The 16,070-nt window shown below is 44.2% G+C and carries 12 protein-coding genes; 4 read left to right on the plus strand and 8 right to left on the minus strand.

Annotated elements, in window-relative coordinates:
- Nucleotides 1–120 precede the first annotated feature (120 nt).
- From ACYX4M_RS03820 to phoB, 4 genes are all read right to left on the minus strand, one after another.
- Nucleotides 121–2,913, minus strand: coding sequence for a hypothetical protein (locus tag ACYX4M_RS03820; protein WP_476081958.1), 2,793 nt, complete (start codon nucleotides 2,911–2,913; stop codon nucleotides 121–123).
- A 423-nt stretch (nucleotides 2,914–3,336) separates the two neighbouring features.
- Nucleotides 3,337–4,317, minus strand: a complete 981-nt coding sequence (locus ACYX4M_RS03825; protein ID WP_476081959.1) for a PstS family phosphate ABC transporter substrate-binding protein — start codon at nucleotides 4,315–4,317, stop codon at nucleotides 3,337–3,339.
- A gap of 55 nt (nucleotides 4,318–4,372) precedes the next feature.
- Complete coding sequence (gene phoR / locus ACYX4M_RS03830) at nucleotides 4,373–5,674, minus strand: phosphate regulon sensor histidine kinase PhoR (RefSeq protein WP_476081960.1); 1,302 nt, start codon at nucleotides 5,672–5,674, stop codon at nucleotides 4,373–4,375.
- 101 nt (nucleotides 5,675–5,775) lie between these two features.
- Nucleotides 5,776–6,465: a phosphate regulon transcriptional regulator PhoB gene (gene phoB / locus ACYX4M_RS03835; RefSeq protein WP_118490259.1), complete on the minus strand. Its 690-nt coding sequence runs from the start codon at nucleotides 6,463–6,465 to the stop codon at nucleotides 5,776–5,778.
- A 266-nt stretch (nucleotides 6,466–6,731) separates the two neighbouring features.
- Between phoB and ACYX4M_RS03840 the strand changes: the two genes are divergently transcribed.
- Together ACYX4M_RS03840 and rdgC are read left to right on the plus strand one after the other, a co-directional pair.
- Complete coding sequence (locus ACYX4M_RS03840; RefSeq protein WP_476081961.1) at nucleotides 6,732–8,462, plus strand: sensor histidine kinase; 1,731 nt, start codon at nucleotides 6,732–6,734, stop codon at nucleotides 8,460–8,462.
- A 129-nt stretch (nucleotides 8,463–8,591) separates the two neighbouring features.
- Complete coding sequence (rdgC, locus tag ACYX4M_RS03845) at nucleotides 8,592–9,503, plus strand: recombination-associated protein RdgC (RefSeq protein ID WP_334059074.1); 912 nt, start codon at nucleotides 8,592–8,594, stop codon at nucleotides 9,501–9,503.
- An 86-nt stretch (nucleotides 9,504–9,589) separates the two neighbouring features.
- Here the strand turns inward: rdgC and ACYX4M_RS03850 are convergent, their stop codons facing one another.
- Nucleotides 9,590–10,153: a helix-turn-helix domain-containing protein gene (locus ACYX4M_RS03850; protein WP_334059075.1), complete on the minus strand. Its 564-nt coding sequence runs from the start codon at nucleotides 10,151–10,153 to the stop codon at nucleotides 9,590–9,592.
- A gap of 202 nt (nucleotides 10,154–10,355) precedes the next feature.
- Here ACYX4M_RS03850 and ACYX4M_RS03855 point away from each other — a divergent pair, with 202 nt between their 5' ends.
- Nucleotides 10,356–11,570, plus strand: coding sequence for a benzoate/H(+) symporter BenE family transporter (locus ACYX4M_RS03855; protein WP_476081962.1), 1,215 nt, complete (start codon nucleotides 10,356–10,358; stop codon nucleotides 11,568–11,570).
- A gap of 121 nt (nucleotides 11,571–11,691) precedes the next feature.
- Here ACYX4M_RS03855 and ACYX4M_RS03860 read toward each other — a convergent pair whose 3' ends face one another.
- A complete protein-coding gene (locus ACYX4M_RS03860) occupies nucleotides 11,692–12,528 on the minus strand; it encodes an HDOD domain-containing protein (protein ID WP_334059078.1) in 837 nt (278 codons plus the stop codon).
- 445 nt (nucleotides 12,529–12,973) lie between these two features.
- Between ACYX4M_RS03860 and ACYX4M_RS03865 the strand changes: the two genes are divergently transcribed.
- Nucleotides 12,974–14,668 (plus strand): dipeptidyl-peptidase 3 family protein, encoded by a 1,695-nt coding sequence (locus ACYX4M_RS03865; protein WP_476082848.1) that lies wholly within the window; start codon nucleotides 12,974–12,976, stop codon nucleotides 14,666–14,668.
- Between the two features lie 101 nt (nucleotides 14,669–14,769).
- Here ACYX4M_RS03865 and ACYX4M_RS03870 read toward each other — a convergent pair whose 3' ends face one another.
- Together ACYX4M_RS03870 and ACYX4M_RS03875 are read right to left on the minus strand one after the other, a co-directional pair.
- On the minus strand, nucleotides 14,770–15,141 hold the full coding sequence (locus ACYX4M_RS03870; RefSeq protein ID WP_476081963.1) for a histidine triad nucleotide-binding protein: 372 nt from the start codon (nucleotides 15,139–15,141) through the stop codon (nucleotides 14,770–14,772).
- Nucleotides 15,142–15,261: 120 nt separating this feature from the next.
- The gene (locus tag ACYX4M_RS03875) at nucleotides 15,262–16,062 is read right to left on the minus strand and encodes an undecaprenyl-diphosphate phosphatase (RefSeq protein ID WP_118490266.1); all 801 of its coding nucleotides are present in this window, start codon (nucleotides 16,060–16,062) and stop codon (nucleotides 15,262–15,264) included.
- Between the last annotated feature and the right edge of the window lie 8 nt (nucleotides 16,063–16,070).

Genomic DNA, 16,070 nt, shown 5'->3' on the forward strand with positions numbered 1-16,070 from the left:
GATGAACCTCTTTAGAAAGGAATACTTTCACGAATAAAAATTTCGTGTTTTACAAACTTAAAAGCAAGTGCGCCACTTTTTGCAACGCACTTGCTTGTTTTTAGCTATGCGAACTGGGCCTTATTCAAGACCTACAGTCCAACCCGCAGTCCAATCGTTGTCAGCGTCTTTAACTGCACCGATAAAGTCTACAGAAGAGAAGAAGCTGTCTAGCGTCGATACGTCAGTCGCTACTGTTGCATCCACTGTGTAAATACCGTCTAGTACTGTTGCAGTGTTATCAAGTAGGCTGTTACCTGTTTGTGCGGTGAACCAGTCTTCTTGGCTAAAGTCACCAGAATCTTTGATGTTTTCCGCACATGCTAGTACAGAAGTTTCAAAAGTAAGTTGTGGGTCGTTAGTGCCGTCCATGTTAGCAAGTAGCGTAGTGTCGCCATCGCTTAGGTCAGCTTCGAAACATTCACCCATACCCGCTGGGCCAGTAACTACGAAGTTATAAAGCTGTGCGTTTGTCTGGTCGCGAAGAAGAACGCCTTCAGAATCAGAGTCAGCAGTATCGAACTCGTTACCAATGATAGTCATGTTAGCAACCATTGGGTTAGAGAACGCTGTACCGTCGCCGCCGTCACCGTCGCCTTCAATTGCGCGGTTAGCATCAGAGTTGTCTTCTGCGTGCTTAACAAGAACAAATTGTAGTTTACCTTTGTAACCGTTATCCCAGTCTACAGAGTCATCTTGAATGCCTGTTAGCGTAAGATACTTAACGTTTACTGCACCACCAAAGAACTCAACACCATCATCTGCGTTTTTGTGTACTTGTACGTACTCAACAGTAGTACCAGAACCTACACCGCCAAATGTGATACCGTTTAGTTCGTTATCTGGTGCGATTTCGAAACCACCGTGCATTACGCGAACGTAGCGAAGCGTACCAGAGCTATCAGTGTTATCTGTACCACCGAACACAGCACCTTCTTGTGCACCTTCAACTTGAAGTGAACAGTCAGTACCGTCTTGAGGGCACTTAGTAGATTCGCCGTTACCTAGAACAATCATGCCGCCCCATTGGCCAGCTTCACCCGCTTCAAGACCGCCAACAACGTGGTCACGTGAAGTGAATGTGATTGGGTCTTCAGCAGTACCGTTTGCATTAATTTCTGAGTCACGGCTGATTACTAGGTAGTCGTTACCAGATGCGCCATAAACAGTTACGCCTGGCTCAACAGTAAGCGTTGCGCTGTTTTCTTTGTCGCCACCTACGAATACTGCACCTGAAAGCGCGTAGAAGTTACCTTCTGTAAGCGTAAGGTCAGATGTGATAGTACCTGATACTTCACACGTAGTCGTTGAACCGTCAACTGGCGTGATTGAAGTTGTACCTGATGGACAGCCAGAAGCAGTTTCCACTAATTCGATGTTACCGCCACCGAAACCAAATGCCCAGCCTTGACGCCAGTCATCTTCGCCAATAGCACCGATGAAGGTGTTTGCTTCAAAGAAAGTATCAAGCAATGTAGACGCATCGCCACCAGCTGTAAGAAGGTCGCTTTGAGCTGTTAGTGTACCGTCTGGGTTAAGACCAAGATTTGCGCGGTCTTCAAACGCGATTAGCTGGTTGCCTTCTTGACCTGTAAACCACGCTTCTAGGTCAACTGCACCTTCTGGTGTGTTGAACGGCTCAGAACAAGCGATAGCTGAGTAAGTCATGGTTAGGTCACCGTCAGAAAGGTTAGCTTGAACCGTTTCGTCTGTGTCCATTTCTAAACACTCGCCCATTGCTTCAGGACCAGTGATAAGGAAGTTCATTAGGTTTGCGCCAGTTTGGTCGCGAAGTAGTAGACCTTCAGAGTCAGCGTCTGCTGTATCGAAAGTGTTACCAATAACTGTCATGTTAGCGATCATTGGCTTAGAGAAATCTAGGCCGTCACCACCGTCGCCATCACCTTCAATACCGCGGTTCGCGTCAGAGTTGTCAGCAGCGTGCTGAACATATACATACTGAAGCTTACCTTTGTAACCGTTGTCCCAGTCTACTGAGTCATCTTGGTTAGCTGTTAAAACTAGGTGTTTCGCGTTTACCGCACCACCGAAGAATTCTACACCGTCATCCGCGTTGCTGTGTACTTGTACATAGTCAACTTCTGTACCTGAACCAACACCACCAAAAGTGATACCGTTAAGTTCGTTGTCTGGCGCAATTTCAAAACCAGCGTATTTAACAACTACGTATTTAAGGATACCAGAGCTGTCTGTATCGTCTGTACCACCAAATACTGCACCCTCTTCTGCACCTTCAACCTGAAGCGCACAATCAGAACCGTCTTGTGGACACTTAGTTGACGTACCGTTACCAAGAATAACTACGCCGCCCCATTGGCCAGCGCCAACTTCATCACCAACAACATCGTTAAAAGATGTCATGATGATAGGCGCTGATGCTGTACCTTCAGCTTCAATTTGTGAATCACGGCTTACTACAAGATAGTCAGCGCCAGTACGACCAAAGATCACTGTGCCTTCTTCGATTGCAAGTGTCACGCTGTCAGCTTTGTCGTTACCGATAAACACTGGACCTTCAAGCGCCCATACTTTGTCGTTGGTTAGCGTGATAACGCCTTGGTCGTCAGCATCGTCAGCTGTTAAGCGACCTGAAAGAACGCGTACTTCAACCGTTTGGCCGAACGCATCAGAAACTTCACCACTTAGGAAAGAGCTAACTTCACCTGGCGCTGTATCAGTTGAACCTGTATCGCCGCCAGTGTTGCCGCCATCAGTGTCACTGCCACTATTGTTTGTTGTATTAGTAACGCTGTTATCAATATCGCCTTCGCTAATATTGATGTCGCCGCCACAGCCTGCTAGCACAAGAGCAGTAGCAATAGCTGAAGCTTTGAAAAGTTGCTTAAGTTCCATGTGTTTCTCCAAGTACGGTATAATTATGGATTTAGAAAACGCGAAAACTTTACCTAAGGTAGATGACACATTTGTTACATAAAGGCGCTGTAACAAAAGTTTCACAGAAAAAGTTCAATTTTAAGCTAAAAAACACCCAATGAACTGTAATTCTCGCCAATAATAAATTTGTTTTTATTTGTTTTTCTGAAACTTAGCGGAGGAACGCTTGCATCGCTTACTTGAATTCGAGAATACTTTTGTACTCGCCATAGCCTCTATTGCCCCCCAATCTTAACCTAGATTGTGAGCCTACCTGCCTGATTTGTGACGTAATTATGACAAGAATGGTTGAAAGCACCTGAATATTTTAAAGCACTTTTTTTGAGAAAAATCTGTTTACTAGGTATGTCGTTACCAAATCGTTAGTAGTGAAAAACAAAATTATTCATCGAGTAATCGACGTTGGCGTACTAATACATCTTCACGAATAGGGAAATACCCATCTCTTAACACCTGCTGCTGCCCTTCCTGTGACAAGATATAGCGCAAAAACTCCCTTTCCAGAGTAGGTAAGGGCTCACCTGGCTTTTTATTTATCACCAAATAAAGAAAACGAGCAAACGGATACGTTTCGTTGCGCACCGTATCGATAGAAAGAGGGATTAAGCTATCTAGCGACTCACCTAAAGGCAAAGCGCGAACCCCTGCGGTTTTATAGCCGTAAGCAGCATAGCCAATCGCACCTGTACCGCTGGCAACAGACAATACTACAGAGGCAGAACCGGGTTGCTCATTAACCGTACTCTTAAAGTCCCCGTCACACAGCGCCATCACTTTAAACAAACCATAAGTACCCGATACTGAATTTCGACCGTACAGCCTGATAGGAGAGCGATAGCCTATGTCGTTAACGTCAAGCTGAGACCAATTGGTAATGGCTGTATCGCTGCCACAAAACTGGGTTTCAGAAAATACAGCATCAACTTGTTCAAGGGTCATACCCGGAATCGGGTTGCGCCTATCAACAAAAATGGCAATGGCGTCCATAGCTACTTTTAATACTGTAGGAGGGTAACCGTGGGTTCTTGTGAAGTCCCGTATTTCGCTGGGTTTTAATTCCCGACTCATAGGGCCTATAGTGGCAGTGCCTTCAATAAGTGCCGGGGGGGCAGTAGATGAACCAGATGCCTGTATTTGGAAGCCGACCTGAGGATAGAGAGTTTTGAACTCCTGTGACCAAAAAGTCATTAAGTTTGCCAGCGTGTCTGAGCCAACAGAAGATATTTTTCCTGCCACCCCAGGCTTTCGTTCATAGGCTGGTACTTGATAGGAGCTTGGAACAGGAGAAGAGCTTTGCGTAAGCTGAGTGCTGGCGAGTAATTTAAGTGGCATCCACAGGCTTATTACCAACAATAAGCTCATAGAACTATGGTATATGTTATGACGTTTGCTTACCAAGGTTTACGGCCTCTTAAGATTACAGCTGCTCTGCAATTAACTCGTTATCCAATACGAAGGAGAAGTTACTGCCCTCGCCCAGCGTACTGGTTATCTCTAAACGAGAATTATGATGACTTAGCACGTGTTTTACAATGGATAACCCTAAGCCTGAACCGCCGGTTTTACGGGAACGAGCTTTATCCACACGGTAAAAGCGTTCTGTTAAGCGATTAAGGTGGTTCTGTTCAATGCCATCACCGTTGTCTACTACAGAAAACTGCGCGCCACTCGCACCGCGACGCCAATATATGTTTATCTCACCACCAGCGGGAGTGTAGTGAACGGCGTTAAACACCAAGTTAGAACAGGCGCTGCGTAATTCGGTTTCTACGCCAAAGACAAACAACTCTTGGTCAATATGAAAGTTTATAGTGTGATTCTTTTCTTTATTGAGAGCTTGCGCTTCTCTTTCTACTTGACTAAGCACAGCAGGAATATTTACTACATTTTCGTAAATACGTTCTGAACTTGCTTCAATACGCGATAGTACTAGCAAATCTTCTATTAAGTTTTGCATACGTTGCGTTTGCGATGTCATTTCTTTCATCGCTTTGTGCATAAACGGGTCTGACGCTTCATCAACAGGAAGGATTTCTAAATACCCATTAATAACCGTAAGTGGCGTTCGAAGCTCATGAGATACGTTCGCCACAAAGTCTTTACGCATTTCTTCAAGCTGAGACACTCGCGTTATATCACGCGCAATTAAAAGGAGGTGCTCATCGCCATAAGGCATTATTCGATATTCGAAGGTTTTATTGGGGTTAGTCGGCGACGGTACTTCAATAGGGTATTTGTAGTTACCCGCGTGAAAGTACTGAATAAATTCAGGGTGACGTAGCAGGTTGTCTATACGCCGGCCTGAATCTTGAGGCCATTTTAACCCTAGGTCTAAGCGTGCAAGACGATTACACCAAATAATACATGCCTTTGAATCAACCACTACCGCTGCATCTGGTAAGGCTTCCGAACCCTCTCTAAAGCGTTTTACTAACTCGCCAAGTTCTTTACGTTTGTTGCGGTTTCGACGCTGAAGATAGTAAATACCTTCATAAATATGCTCCCATACGCCTCGTACAGAAGGGGGAGACATCTTGCGACTGTGCCACAGCCAGCGGTTCAGCTTATAAAGGTGCCAGTAGTTAAACAACAGCAACAAAGTCGCGCCAATGGCGACAGCGAATAACATATCATCCAGATACCACCCGACCAGCGCAAAAACCACAAGGAATAGCACTAAGCGCAAAGTACTTCTCAACCAAGAGAACGGGTAATACATGAAATAGCTCGCGTTGTTAAAGGTGGAAATAGGTGCTCGTTAAGGCGGCGCACAGACGTGAAGGAAATGGCGTCATACCACTCCCTAAACACTGCATTTAATTAAAGCTTAGTAGAAAAACGATAACCCGCACCGCGTACGGTTTGGATCATAGCATCATGTCCATGGCGAGAGATAGCTTTGCGCAAGCGTCGTATGTGTACATCTACCGTTCTATCTTCGACGTAAACATTCGTGCCCCACACGTTATCAAGAAGAAGTTCTCTGCTGTAGACTCGCTCTGGATGAGTCATGAAAAAGTGCAATAGCTTAAACTCTGTCGGCCCCATATCCAATGGCTCTTCATTAGCCATAACGCGATGGGATACAGGTTCAAGTTTAAGTCCGTTAAACTCAATCGGTTCTTCGTTTGACGTGGGAGTAACTCTGCGCATTACTGCTTTAATTCTTGCCACTAGTTCCTTCGGCGAGAAGGGCTTAGTCACGTAATCATCGGCTCCTGCATCCAGGCCGCGAATTTTATCTTCTTCTTCGCCACGGGCGGTAAGCATGATGACGGGAATGTCACGAGTAAACTCGTGTTGTTTCAAACTTTTAGCTAGCTGAACACCGCTTCCCCCCGGTAGCATCCAATCCAGTAGGATCAAGTCTGGGTAAGGCTCGCAAATTTTTTCTTGCGCGATGTCGAAATCTTCGGCTTCAATAATATTAAAACCCGATTGCTCAAGTACAAACTTAAGCATCTCACGGATAGGCGCTTCGTCCTCAACCACCAACACTGTACGAGACATCGTAATATTCCTGCTCATTTATAAACGCCGTTATTATTAATGTGGTCTGTGACAGTTTTATTAAAACGATTACATTAATGTGTCAAGTTTAATACGTTTATAAAACACGCTTCGTCCAAAGTTTATACATAGAATCTTGTTTATTCATAAAATTGCGCATATTCTTGAATTGTCAAAAATATATACATTTATGTCATTTAAAATAGTGCTCTTGCCATAAGTGTGATTATCATAAAAAGTCTGAAGTAACAGGGGTGTGTTTTTCTATGGCTGCGGTCAAGACAGGGTTATCAAGGAAGCTCTTAGCAAGGGTATTGTCGGTATACTTTGCGCTCACGCTTCTTGTGACTGTAGGACAGATTTTCACTGAATACCTCAGCACGAAAAATCACGTCGAAAGCGAGCTTCAAACGTTAAAAAACACCTTTTCCTCTAGCCTAACTCGCGCGCTATGGGAGCTGAACAATGATCAAGTACGTGCCATTTCCGAAGGGTTAATGTCACTGCCAATTGTAGAGGGGCTTCAAGTTCGAGGTGAAAATGGCAACTATATTGCAGAATACGGCATTCGAGTTCAGCGCTCTCCAGCGCCTGTCGACCAAGAGCTGATCGAGGATCATCCCGGTGGCGTTTTTAGCTATAGCTTTCCATTAGTTTTCAAATTCTCTGGCCGAGAGTCCACCGTAGGCGATGTTACTTTATACTCAAGCTTCGATACTATATTTAGCCGAATTGAAGTGGGTGTTTTCTTTCTTATCGGCAACGCGATAGTGAAAACAACCTTCCTCGTTTTCTTGTTTATGACAGCTTTTCGCACCATGCTTTCTGAGCCCTTACAGTCCATCACTGAGCAAATGGGCAATTTTGACCCACAGCACCCCGCAGAGAGTAAATTCAACATCAAATTGGATGATGACAACGAGTTGTTGCAGCTCAAAGAGTCATACAACAATGTTATTGACGATCTTATCGTTTCAAATGACAAGCTTAAAGATGCGCAAAGCGAGTTAACGCTTGCCAATAAAAAATTAGATGACCAAAACCTTATTTTAGAGCAGGAAGTTGCAAAGAAAACTGCGTCATTGTCACAAATCATGCTGGATTTAGAACAGCAAAAAGACGAACTTATTGCCCACCAGCGAGAACTTCGCCAAGAAAATGAAAATCGCCAGTACATAGAAGCTGAGCTTCGCAAACGTAACCAAGAACTCGCAAGCTCAATGGACACCCTTAACCAAGCACAAGAGCAGCTAGTAGAGTCAGAACGCATGGCTTCACTTGGTGGCCTTGTGGCCGGTATTGCACACGACGTGAATACGCCGTTAGGCGTAAGCGTTACCGCAGCCAGTTTTCTTCAAGAGCGACTAAACAACCTGAAGACTGATTTTGAAGATAAAAGCCTGACCAGTAAAAATATGGCAAGCTTTATTGACGAAGCTGAGCAGACTGCGCTTTTACTCTTAAGTAACCTAGAGCGCGCATCAGACCTTATCGCCAGCTTTAAGCAAGTAGCTGTTGACCAAACCAGCGAAACCGAGCGCGAGTTCGTGTTAGGCGAATACATCAACGAAATTATTCAATCCCTAAAGCCAAGTTTTAAACATACAGACCATCAGATTAATCTGACCTGCCCGGATAACTTAGTTGTCACCTGTGCCCCTGGAGCTATTGCTCAGATTGTAACAAATATGGTCGTTAATTCGATTACCCACGGCTTTGAAAGCAAAAATGCCGGCAAGATTACTCTCGATGTAAAAGAAGAGGGCGATAATGTTGTTATTTACTACAAAGATGACGGCAGAGGCTTAAGTGAAGAAGAATTAAGTCAATTATTTGATGCTTTCTTTACCACCAAACGAGGACAAGGTGGCAGCGGTCTTGGCACACATATTATGTATAACTTGGTTACCCAGTCGCTGCAAGGTCACATTGAAGCAGATAGCACACTCGGCAACGGCTTACAGTATACCATTCGTTTTCCCAAAAGAAGTGCGTAACCATTTTAGTATTTTGAATCTGGGAAGCACTTAACAGCTTCAAGTATCTAACAACCTTTTATTCAATTGCGCCGCAAGTCTTACGTTGGTACGCTTGCGCCCTATTTTTATCAAGAGAATGCTTACACTATGTGGTTTAAAAATGTAAAAGCCTATCAAATTACTCAGCCGCTATCGCTAGACGAGGGTGATTTAGAGCGAGTCTTAAACGAGCATGCTTTCCGCCCGTGCGGCAGTCAAGATTTGGCAACCATGGGATTTGCCTCTCCGTTTTCACAGGCTGGTAAGCAAGGCACTATGTTTCATGTTGTTCAACAGCGTTTTTGGATAACGCTGAAGAAGCAAGAAAAGATCTTGCCCAGTGCTGTGGTCAATGCCGAGCTTGACGAAATGGTAGCTAAAATTGAAATGGAAACGGGTTCGCCAGTTGGCAAAAAAGCCAAAGCAGACCTTAAGCAAGAAATCCAAACCCGCCTGCTGCCACAGGCCTTTACAAAGAACACCTACACCCACGGTTTTATCTCACTTGCCGACAACTTGGTGGTGGTTGATGCGTCATCTGACGGCAAAGCAGAAGCTTTTCTGGCTATGGTCAGAAAGGCCATAGGTTCACTTCCAGTAGTACCCTTTACGCGCAGAAGCCTTCAAAGCGAACTTACGCACTGGGTTACTGAGTCAACACCAGAAGGCGTTGGACTACTTGAAGAAGCTGAACTTAAGTCTACCGATGATACAGGTAGCGTTATTCGTTGTAAGAACCAGCCGCTAGATAGCGAAGAAATTAGTATTCACCTAGATGCCGGTAAACTGGTACAAAAAATCGCGTTTGAATATGCAGAAACCCTAACGGCAATTATGTGTGAAGATGGCGCTATTAAGCGTATAAAGTTCACCGACCGTATTAAAGAAGAAACTGACGACGTACCAAAAGATCAGGTTGAGGCGCGCCTTGATGCAGAGTTTGCGCTAATGTCAGCGGAAATTTGTACGTTGCTGAACTTCCTTCGTGGTGCGCTTAATCTTAACGACGATAGTTTGTAAGCGAGCATAAACATGAGAGGCGCCGCTTAAATATAAGAGGCGCCTCATAAATCTGCGGAGCGGTTCGTATAAATTGCTCGATCGATTTAAGCCGGATAATGGATTACCACAATGAAGCGCGTTTCCCCTACTTCGTCTCGATAGCCGTGGGGTTGATCTGCACGTAATATACATTGCTCTTGCGCCTGATAAGTGTGCCACTGCCCCTCTTGCAATACCCCCAACTTTCCTTGTAATACGTGAATGTGTTCAGTTACACCTACCTGGTGCGCAGAAGAGTGCTGCTCATGAAAGTCCTTCAAACAAAGCTCAAACATTTCAAACTGGGTTATTAAATTAAACGGAAATAAGGTTTTTATTGATACATTTGGGTCATTAGCAAACTTGTTATCCTCGTGTTGAGAAGAACGCTCAACATCGTCATTGGATAAAAAAGAAGAAAATGAACACTCAAGTCCTGTCGCTATCTTCCATAAGGTTGCGATTGTCGGGCTCGACTCACCCCGCTCTATTTGTCCTAACATAGCTTTCGATACCCCCGTCAATTGTGCGGTTTTATCAAGGGAGAGCCCTCGCCCTTTACGGACAGATTGCAGATGTTTTGCAATACTTTTTGAGATGGCAGAAGGCTGTGCATTCGCTTTTGACATTCGATTAGGGCCTTTTATTTTTCCACAAATACTACCAAACCGCTTGTGCGCTATAACGCACAAATGGTAAGTTACAATTTGTACGTTATAGCGCACAAGAAGTTCGAATAGCATAGTCCATAAGCGCGAAGACTTCGACAAAAACTAGAGTGTTTTTGTCGCTCAACAAAATTCAGTTCACTATTTAATCAAAGGTATTTTCATGAGCAAATTGAAGATAAGCCATATTAGCGCTGGGCTGACTGCCGTAACCGTTGGTTATAGCAGCTCTGTTGTCATTATAATTGATGTAGCGCGCAAAGCCGGTGCGAGCGACGCTGTGGTAGTAAGCTGGTTATTGGCGCTCGGGCTAGGAATGGGCATTACCTGTATTTTGTTTTCGTGGCTGACTAAACTCCCCGTTGTTACTGCATGGTCGACCCCTGGAGCCGCTTTCTTGTTAACCAGTATTGGCGACTATAGTTTAGGCGAAGCCATTGGTGCATTTGTAATATGCGCAATGCTTTCACTTATAACAGCGCAAAGCCGTACTTTGCTTAAACAAATTAGTCGTATTCCCCCGGCAATTTCATCTGCACTTTTGGCCGGTATCCTCTTGCCTATATGCCTTGCTATATTTACCGATGTTAACGAAGCGCCCCACCTAGTCGCGTTATTTATTTCTGCTTACCTTATAGGAAGCCGACTATTTCCCCGCTATCTGATGTTGTTATTATTGGTTATGTCTGTAGCCATAAGCTTATTATTGGGTAGTTCAGATGGGCTACTCTCTTTACCGAGCGATTCGTCAATGCCCACGCCACAATTGGCAACAGAATTGTCATCAATAGTTGCATTTCCAGAGCCCATTTGGGTAACGCCCATTTTCTCATTAAGTGCCACTATTGGGTTAGCCTTTCCCCTTTTTCTTATAACTACGCTCTCTCAAAATTTACCTGGTATTGCTATTCATCACGCCCATGGCTATACGCCAGATCACAAGCCTATTTTATCGGGTATTGCGATTGTACAAGGTCTATTAGCACCGTTTGGAGGTTTCACCTTTAACCTAGCCGCAATCACAGCAGCGCTGTGCATGGGTGAGCAAGCGGATAGTGATAAGTCACAGCGCTATAGAGCTGCCATGGTGGCTGGCGTAGCGTACTTGTTTATGGGGCTATTAGCGTCAGTGGTCGTTGCTTTATTTGTTAGCATGCCCAGTATTATTATTCACCTACTTGCTGGACTAGCGCTTCTAGCGACGCTTCAAGGGGCTGTGGTTCGCGCTATGGAAGTAGAAACTCACAGAGCTCCTGCATTGCTTACTTTGTTGTGCACCGCGTCAGGATTTAGCTTATATTCCATGACTTCCGCCGTGTGGGGATTGGGCCTAGGTTTGTTATTGCTGTATGTTCAAAAGAAGCCTGTTAACGCCTAGTGTTGCTTATTTAGCGCTGTACTCATAGCTAACTTACATAACAAAAAGACCGATACGTTTTGAAGATTCACTTCTGTATCGGCCTAACATTACTATGTAAAGCTGGGGGTAGCTGAACTGCTTATAAGAAAATTTGCTTCGCGGCACTTGTGAGCTCTTCGAACTCATCAGAGTGAAGCTCGCCCATGTCTTCGACCACACCACGCTGAATAGCTAAGTTTAGCATCGCATCTTTTTGACTACCTGCCGCACCCGAGACTGCTGCGCCTACGCGAACAAAGTCAATATACCCCAGCTCGTCAGGAAGGTAGCTTAAATCTTTCCAGTTTTTGGATATATTAACGAAGTTATCGCCGAAGCCCCATTCTTTCATTATGCTTGCGCCAATGCGGCCTGCTAGTTTATCGATTGCCACTTCAAGGAAAGAAGGGTTAGCAAAAACCTCAGGGTGACGTTCAGCTTCGGTTAAAATTGGCAGTACGCCAATATTATGAACCAATGCAGCTAAAGTCATAGTATCCATGCTCATTTCCCGCTTTTTGGTGCGAGCTACGTAAAGCTGTAATACCGCCATAGCACTGGCAACTATATTTACCGTGTTCGCCCACTCCTGTTGCAAATAACGAGCTACTACATCGTTTTTAGAAACAAAAAGCTGCTCCATTGCTAATGCGGTAGAAATATTCTTAATTTGTCGTAGGCCAATACGGGTTACCGCTTGACTGATAGAGGTTACTTTAACACTGCGCCCCATATAAGCACTGTTTGCAATTTTTATCATTCTTGCACTAAGTGATGGATCTTGTCCGATTACCTCGCCCATGGCATTAAGGTTAATGTCGGGGTCATCTGCTGCTTTACGGACTTTCAATGCGATAGCAGGAAGTGTAGGAAGGACCAGTGTATCATTGTTTATTTTTTCAACCAAAATAGTTGAAAGCGCGTTCTGTGTAGACATATTTCTACCCTTAGAAAGTTCCAAATTGCCTCGATAAGGCGATAGTTTGCGATACCCGTTACCCACTTAGCCAACATCAATCCTGATGCGCCAAATAGATTGAGTCTTTGTGCGTTGCATTCCCTGCGATTATTAACATAGGCCTCTATGTTTCACGCTAAAATACAAACCCTTTATTGTTTTATTATGGTATTTCTATCACCATACTATAGTAGCTTTCTAGTTTCGACCAACTAAAAAAGATAGGCTCAATGCGAATGTTCAACGACCGCAAAAGCATAAGAGCTCAAATAAAGTATAGACAACAAGCAGCAAACCACTATTTATATTAAGCAAATAATTTTCATACTTTTGTATAAAATCAAAAGCATAGCTATAGTGAGTTACGCAAACACCTCCCCACATACTTATATCAATACGGGAAAACGACACGGTAAACCTTATGATTAAAAAAACGATTTCAACTTATTCGCCTATTGCGGCGGCAGTGGCAGGGTTATTAATGCTAACTGCGTGTAGTAAAAGCACCGATACAACGCAAACTCAAACGACAAAGCCTGAAACTGATACAGCGCAAACCTTACTGGTAAACGAGTCTCGCTTGTCTATTTATCACGGCGTAGACCTTACCAGCGACCTATCACACCTTAGTGAAAACCAGCATAAAATGCTTTCGCTTTTAATCGATGCGTCAACAATTATGGACGACCTGTTTTGGAAGCAGGCATTTTTTGAAGATAAAGATACCTTCCTTTCTTCAATTAGCGACGAAAAAGTGCGTCATTTTGCGGCCATAAATTATGGTCCTTGGGATCGACTTAACGGCGATACACCGTTTATCAGCGGCTATGCTGACAAAACCTTAGGCGCTGAGTTTTATCCTCACGATATGGAAAAGGAAGAATTTGCTACGGCTGAATTTGAAGACAAACAAGGCTTGTATTCTATGGTGAAGCGCGATGAAGCGGGCAACCTTTATTCTGTACCTTACTCTGAAGCGTTTAAAAGCGAATTGATGAAAGCATCTGACTTGCTGAAGAAAGCGTCTGAACTTGCTGAAGACGAAAGCTTTAGACAATACTTACAGCTTCGTTCTGAGGCATTGTTGTCCAACGACTATCTTGCTTCTGACATGGCTTGGATGGATATGAAGACCAACCCTGTAGAGCTGGTTATCGGTCCTATTGAAAGCTATGAAGATCAGCTTTTTGGCTACCGCGCAGCGTTTGAAGCTTATGTGCTTATTAAAGATTTAGCGTGGAGTGAAAAGCTTGCTAAGTACGCAGCTTTCCTACCTGAGCTTCAGCAAGGGCTTCCTGTTGCTAATGCTTACAAAGCTGAAATGCCAGGCTCTGATGCAGACCTTAATGCGTATGACGTTATTTATTACGCAGGCCATTCTAATGCTGGTAGCAAAACCATTGCAATTAACCTGCCCAATGACGAACGCGTACAGTTAGAAAAAGGAACCCGCCGCCTGCAGCTCAAAAACGCAATGCGCGCTAAGTTCGACACGATTTTGGTACCTATTGCAGATACGCTAATTGTGCCTGAGCAACGTGAGCACATTACGTTCGACGCCTTTTTCGCCAACACCATGTTTCACGAAGTGGCTCACGGTCTTGGCATTAAAAACACCCTAGACGGTTCGGGTACCGTGCGCGGCGCACTTAAAGAACACGCTTCAGCCCTTGAAGAAGGTAAGGCCGATATTTTAGGGTTGTACATGGTACAAAGCCTTCTAGAGAAAGGTGAAATTACCGAAGGTACGCTAGAAGATTATTACGTTACCTTTATGGCCGGAATTTTCCGTTCTGTGCGTTTTGGAGCAAGCTCTGCCCACGGCAAAGCGAACATGATTCGTTTTAACTTTTTTGCACAGCAAGGCGCTTTTGAAAAAACAGAAAACGGCATGTATCGCGTGAATATGCAAAAAATGGGCGCCGCAGTAGAAGCTCTTTCTGAATTAATCCTTACCCTTCAAGGTGACGGCGATTACGACGGTGTCGCAAAACTTGTAGAAACTATGGGTGTGATTAAGCCTAACCTTGCGTCAGATTTAGCGCGCTTAGAAGCAGCCAGTATCCCGGTTGATATTCACTTTAATCAAGGTAAGAAAGTGTTAGGGCTTGCTGACTAAGCCATTCGATTTTACTTATCTACCGCATTTATTTGCAGTGCAAAGAAAAATGCCGCCCTTTAAATAAAGGGGTGGCATTTTTTATCTTTAAGCGATAAACGTTACTCAACGTGTTGCTTCATATTCTCAGTATACGGAGGCCAACCTAGTGGTTTACCTGCCAATACGTGAAGGTGAATATGATATACAGTTTGCCCACCGTATTCGTTGCAATTCATGACGGTACGGTAACCCTGATCGGCAAACCCTTGCTCTTTTGCAATCTTTGCAGCCACCAATGATAGATGACCCACTACTTCGCGATCATCTTCAGCAATATCATTTACCGTGGCAATTTGCTTTTTCGGTATAACTAGAAAATGAGTCGGAGCCTGAGGATTTATATCTTTAAACGCCAGCGCCAGTTCATCTTCGTACAAAATCTCTGCTGGAATTTCCTTGCTGATAATTTTATCAAAAATTGTTTCTGCCATGTCTCACATTCCTTTTTAATCAGGTGTTTAACTATTACGTTAGCGAACTATGATGGTTCTCTCGCCAACGCAATAACAAATTCTAAACTACAGTGTTTTTACTCGGCTTGATGCCTTATTTTATGCAAAAACAAACCATAGAAGTATTACGCCTAACGCTAAGCGATAGATAACGAAAGGCAGCATGCCTATGCGGGATATCCAGCTTAGGAATAAGTAAATACAAAGGTAGGCGCTTACGAATGAAAATGCTGCGCCATATAGCAATGCATACCAGTCGACTGCTTCATTTGCTTTAAGTAAATCTAAGGTGGCTAACAACCCCGCCCCTAGAATCACAGGTATAGACAACAGAAAGGAAAAGCGCGCACAGGCTTCGCGTTTTAATCCTAGCATCAAGCCAGCAGTCATCGTTATACCCGAACGAGATGTCCCCGGAATTAACGCTAACACCTGGGCTAAGCCGATATAAATGGCTTGTTTTAGCGTTAGGCCTTCAAGCTCCTGTTCCCGCTTTGCTGTCGAGTCGGCATACCATAAAAGCAAACCGAAAATGATGGTGGTACCCGCGATTACCAATGCTGTACGTGCATTGTCTTCTATCCACCCTTTCATCAAAAAGCCAATAATGACAGCAGGGATAGTCGCCACAATAACGTACCACGCAAGTTTACTGTCGGTAGATTGCTGCTTGCTGAAGCCTTGAGTCACCCATGCTACCGTCATCTGCCCTATTTCTTGACGAAAATAGATCATAACTGCAAGAAGGCTTCCCACATGTACTGCTACGTCAAACGCCAAACCTTGGCTGACCCAACCGAAAAGCTCAGCGGGTAGCAGCAAGTGTCCAGAACTACTGATTGGAAGAAATTCAGTAACGCCCTGAATAATTGCTAAAATAATGATTTCGAAAAGTGTCATTCCTTTGC

The organism is Alteromonas sp. ABV4_150, from assembly GCF_056311745.1.

Excerpts from the sequence above, each read along its gene's own strand:
- ACYX4M_RS03820 (WP_476081958.1), bottom strand. The coding sequence starts at position 2,913 with ATGGAACTTAAGCAACTTTTCAAAGCTTCAGCTATTGCTACTGCTCTT.
- ACYX4M_RS03825 (WP_476081959.1), bottom strand. The coding sequence starts at position 4,317 with ATGAGCTTATTGTTGGTAATAAGCCTGTGGATGCCACTTAAATTACTC.
- phoR (WP_476081960.1), bottom strand. The coding sequence starts at position 5,674 with ATGTATTACCCGTTCTCTTGGTTGAGAAGTACTTTGCGCTTAGTGCTA.
- phoB (WP_118490259.1), bottom strand. The coding sequence starts at position 6,465 with ATGTCTCGTACAGTGTTGGTGGTTGAGGACGAAGCGCCTATCCGTGAG.
- ACYX4M_RS03840 (WP_476081961.1), top strand. The coding sequence starts at position 6,732 with ATGGCTGCGGTCAAGACAGGGTTATCAAGGAAGCTCTTAGCAAGGGTA.
- rdgC (WP_334059074.1), top strand. The coding sequence starts at position 8,592 with ATGTGGTTTAAAAATGTAAAAGCCTATCAAATTACTCAGCCGCTATCG.
- ACYX4M_RS03850 (WP_334059075.1), bottom strand. The coding sequence starts at position 10,153 with ATGTCAAAAGCGAATGCACAGCCTTCTGCCATCTCAAAAAGTATTGCA.
- ACYX4M_RS03855 (WP_476081962.1), top strand. The coding sequence starts at position 10,356 with ATGAGCAAATTGAAGATAAGCCATATTAGCGCTGGGCTGACTGCCGTA.
- ACYX4M_RS03860 (WP_334059078.1), bottom strand. The coding sequence starts at position 12,528 with ATGTCTACACAGAACGCGCTTTCAACTATTTTGGTTGAAAAAATAAAC.
- ACYX4M_RS03870 (WP_476081963.1), bottom strand. The coding sequence starts at position 15,141 with ATGGCAGAAACAATTTTTGATAAAATTATCAGCAAGGAAATTCCAGCA.
- ACYX4M_RS03875 (WP_118490266.1), bottom strand. The coding sequence starts at position 16,062 with ATGACACTTTTCGAAATCATTATTTTAGCAATTATTCAGGGCGTTACT.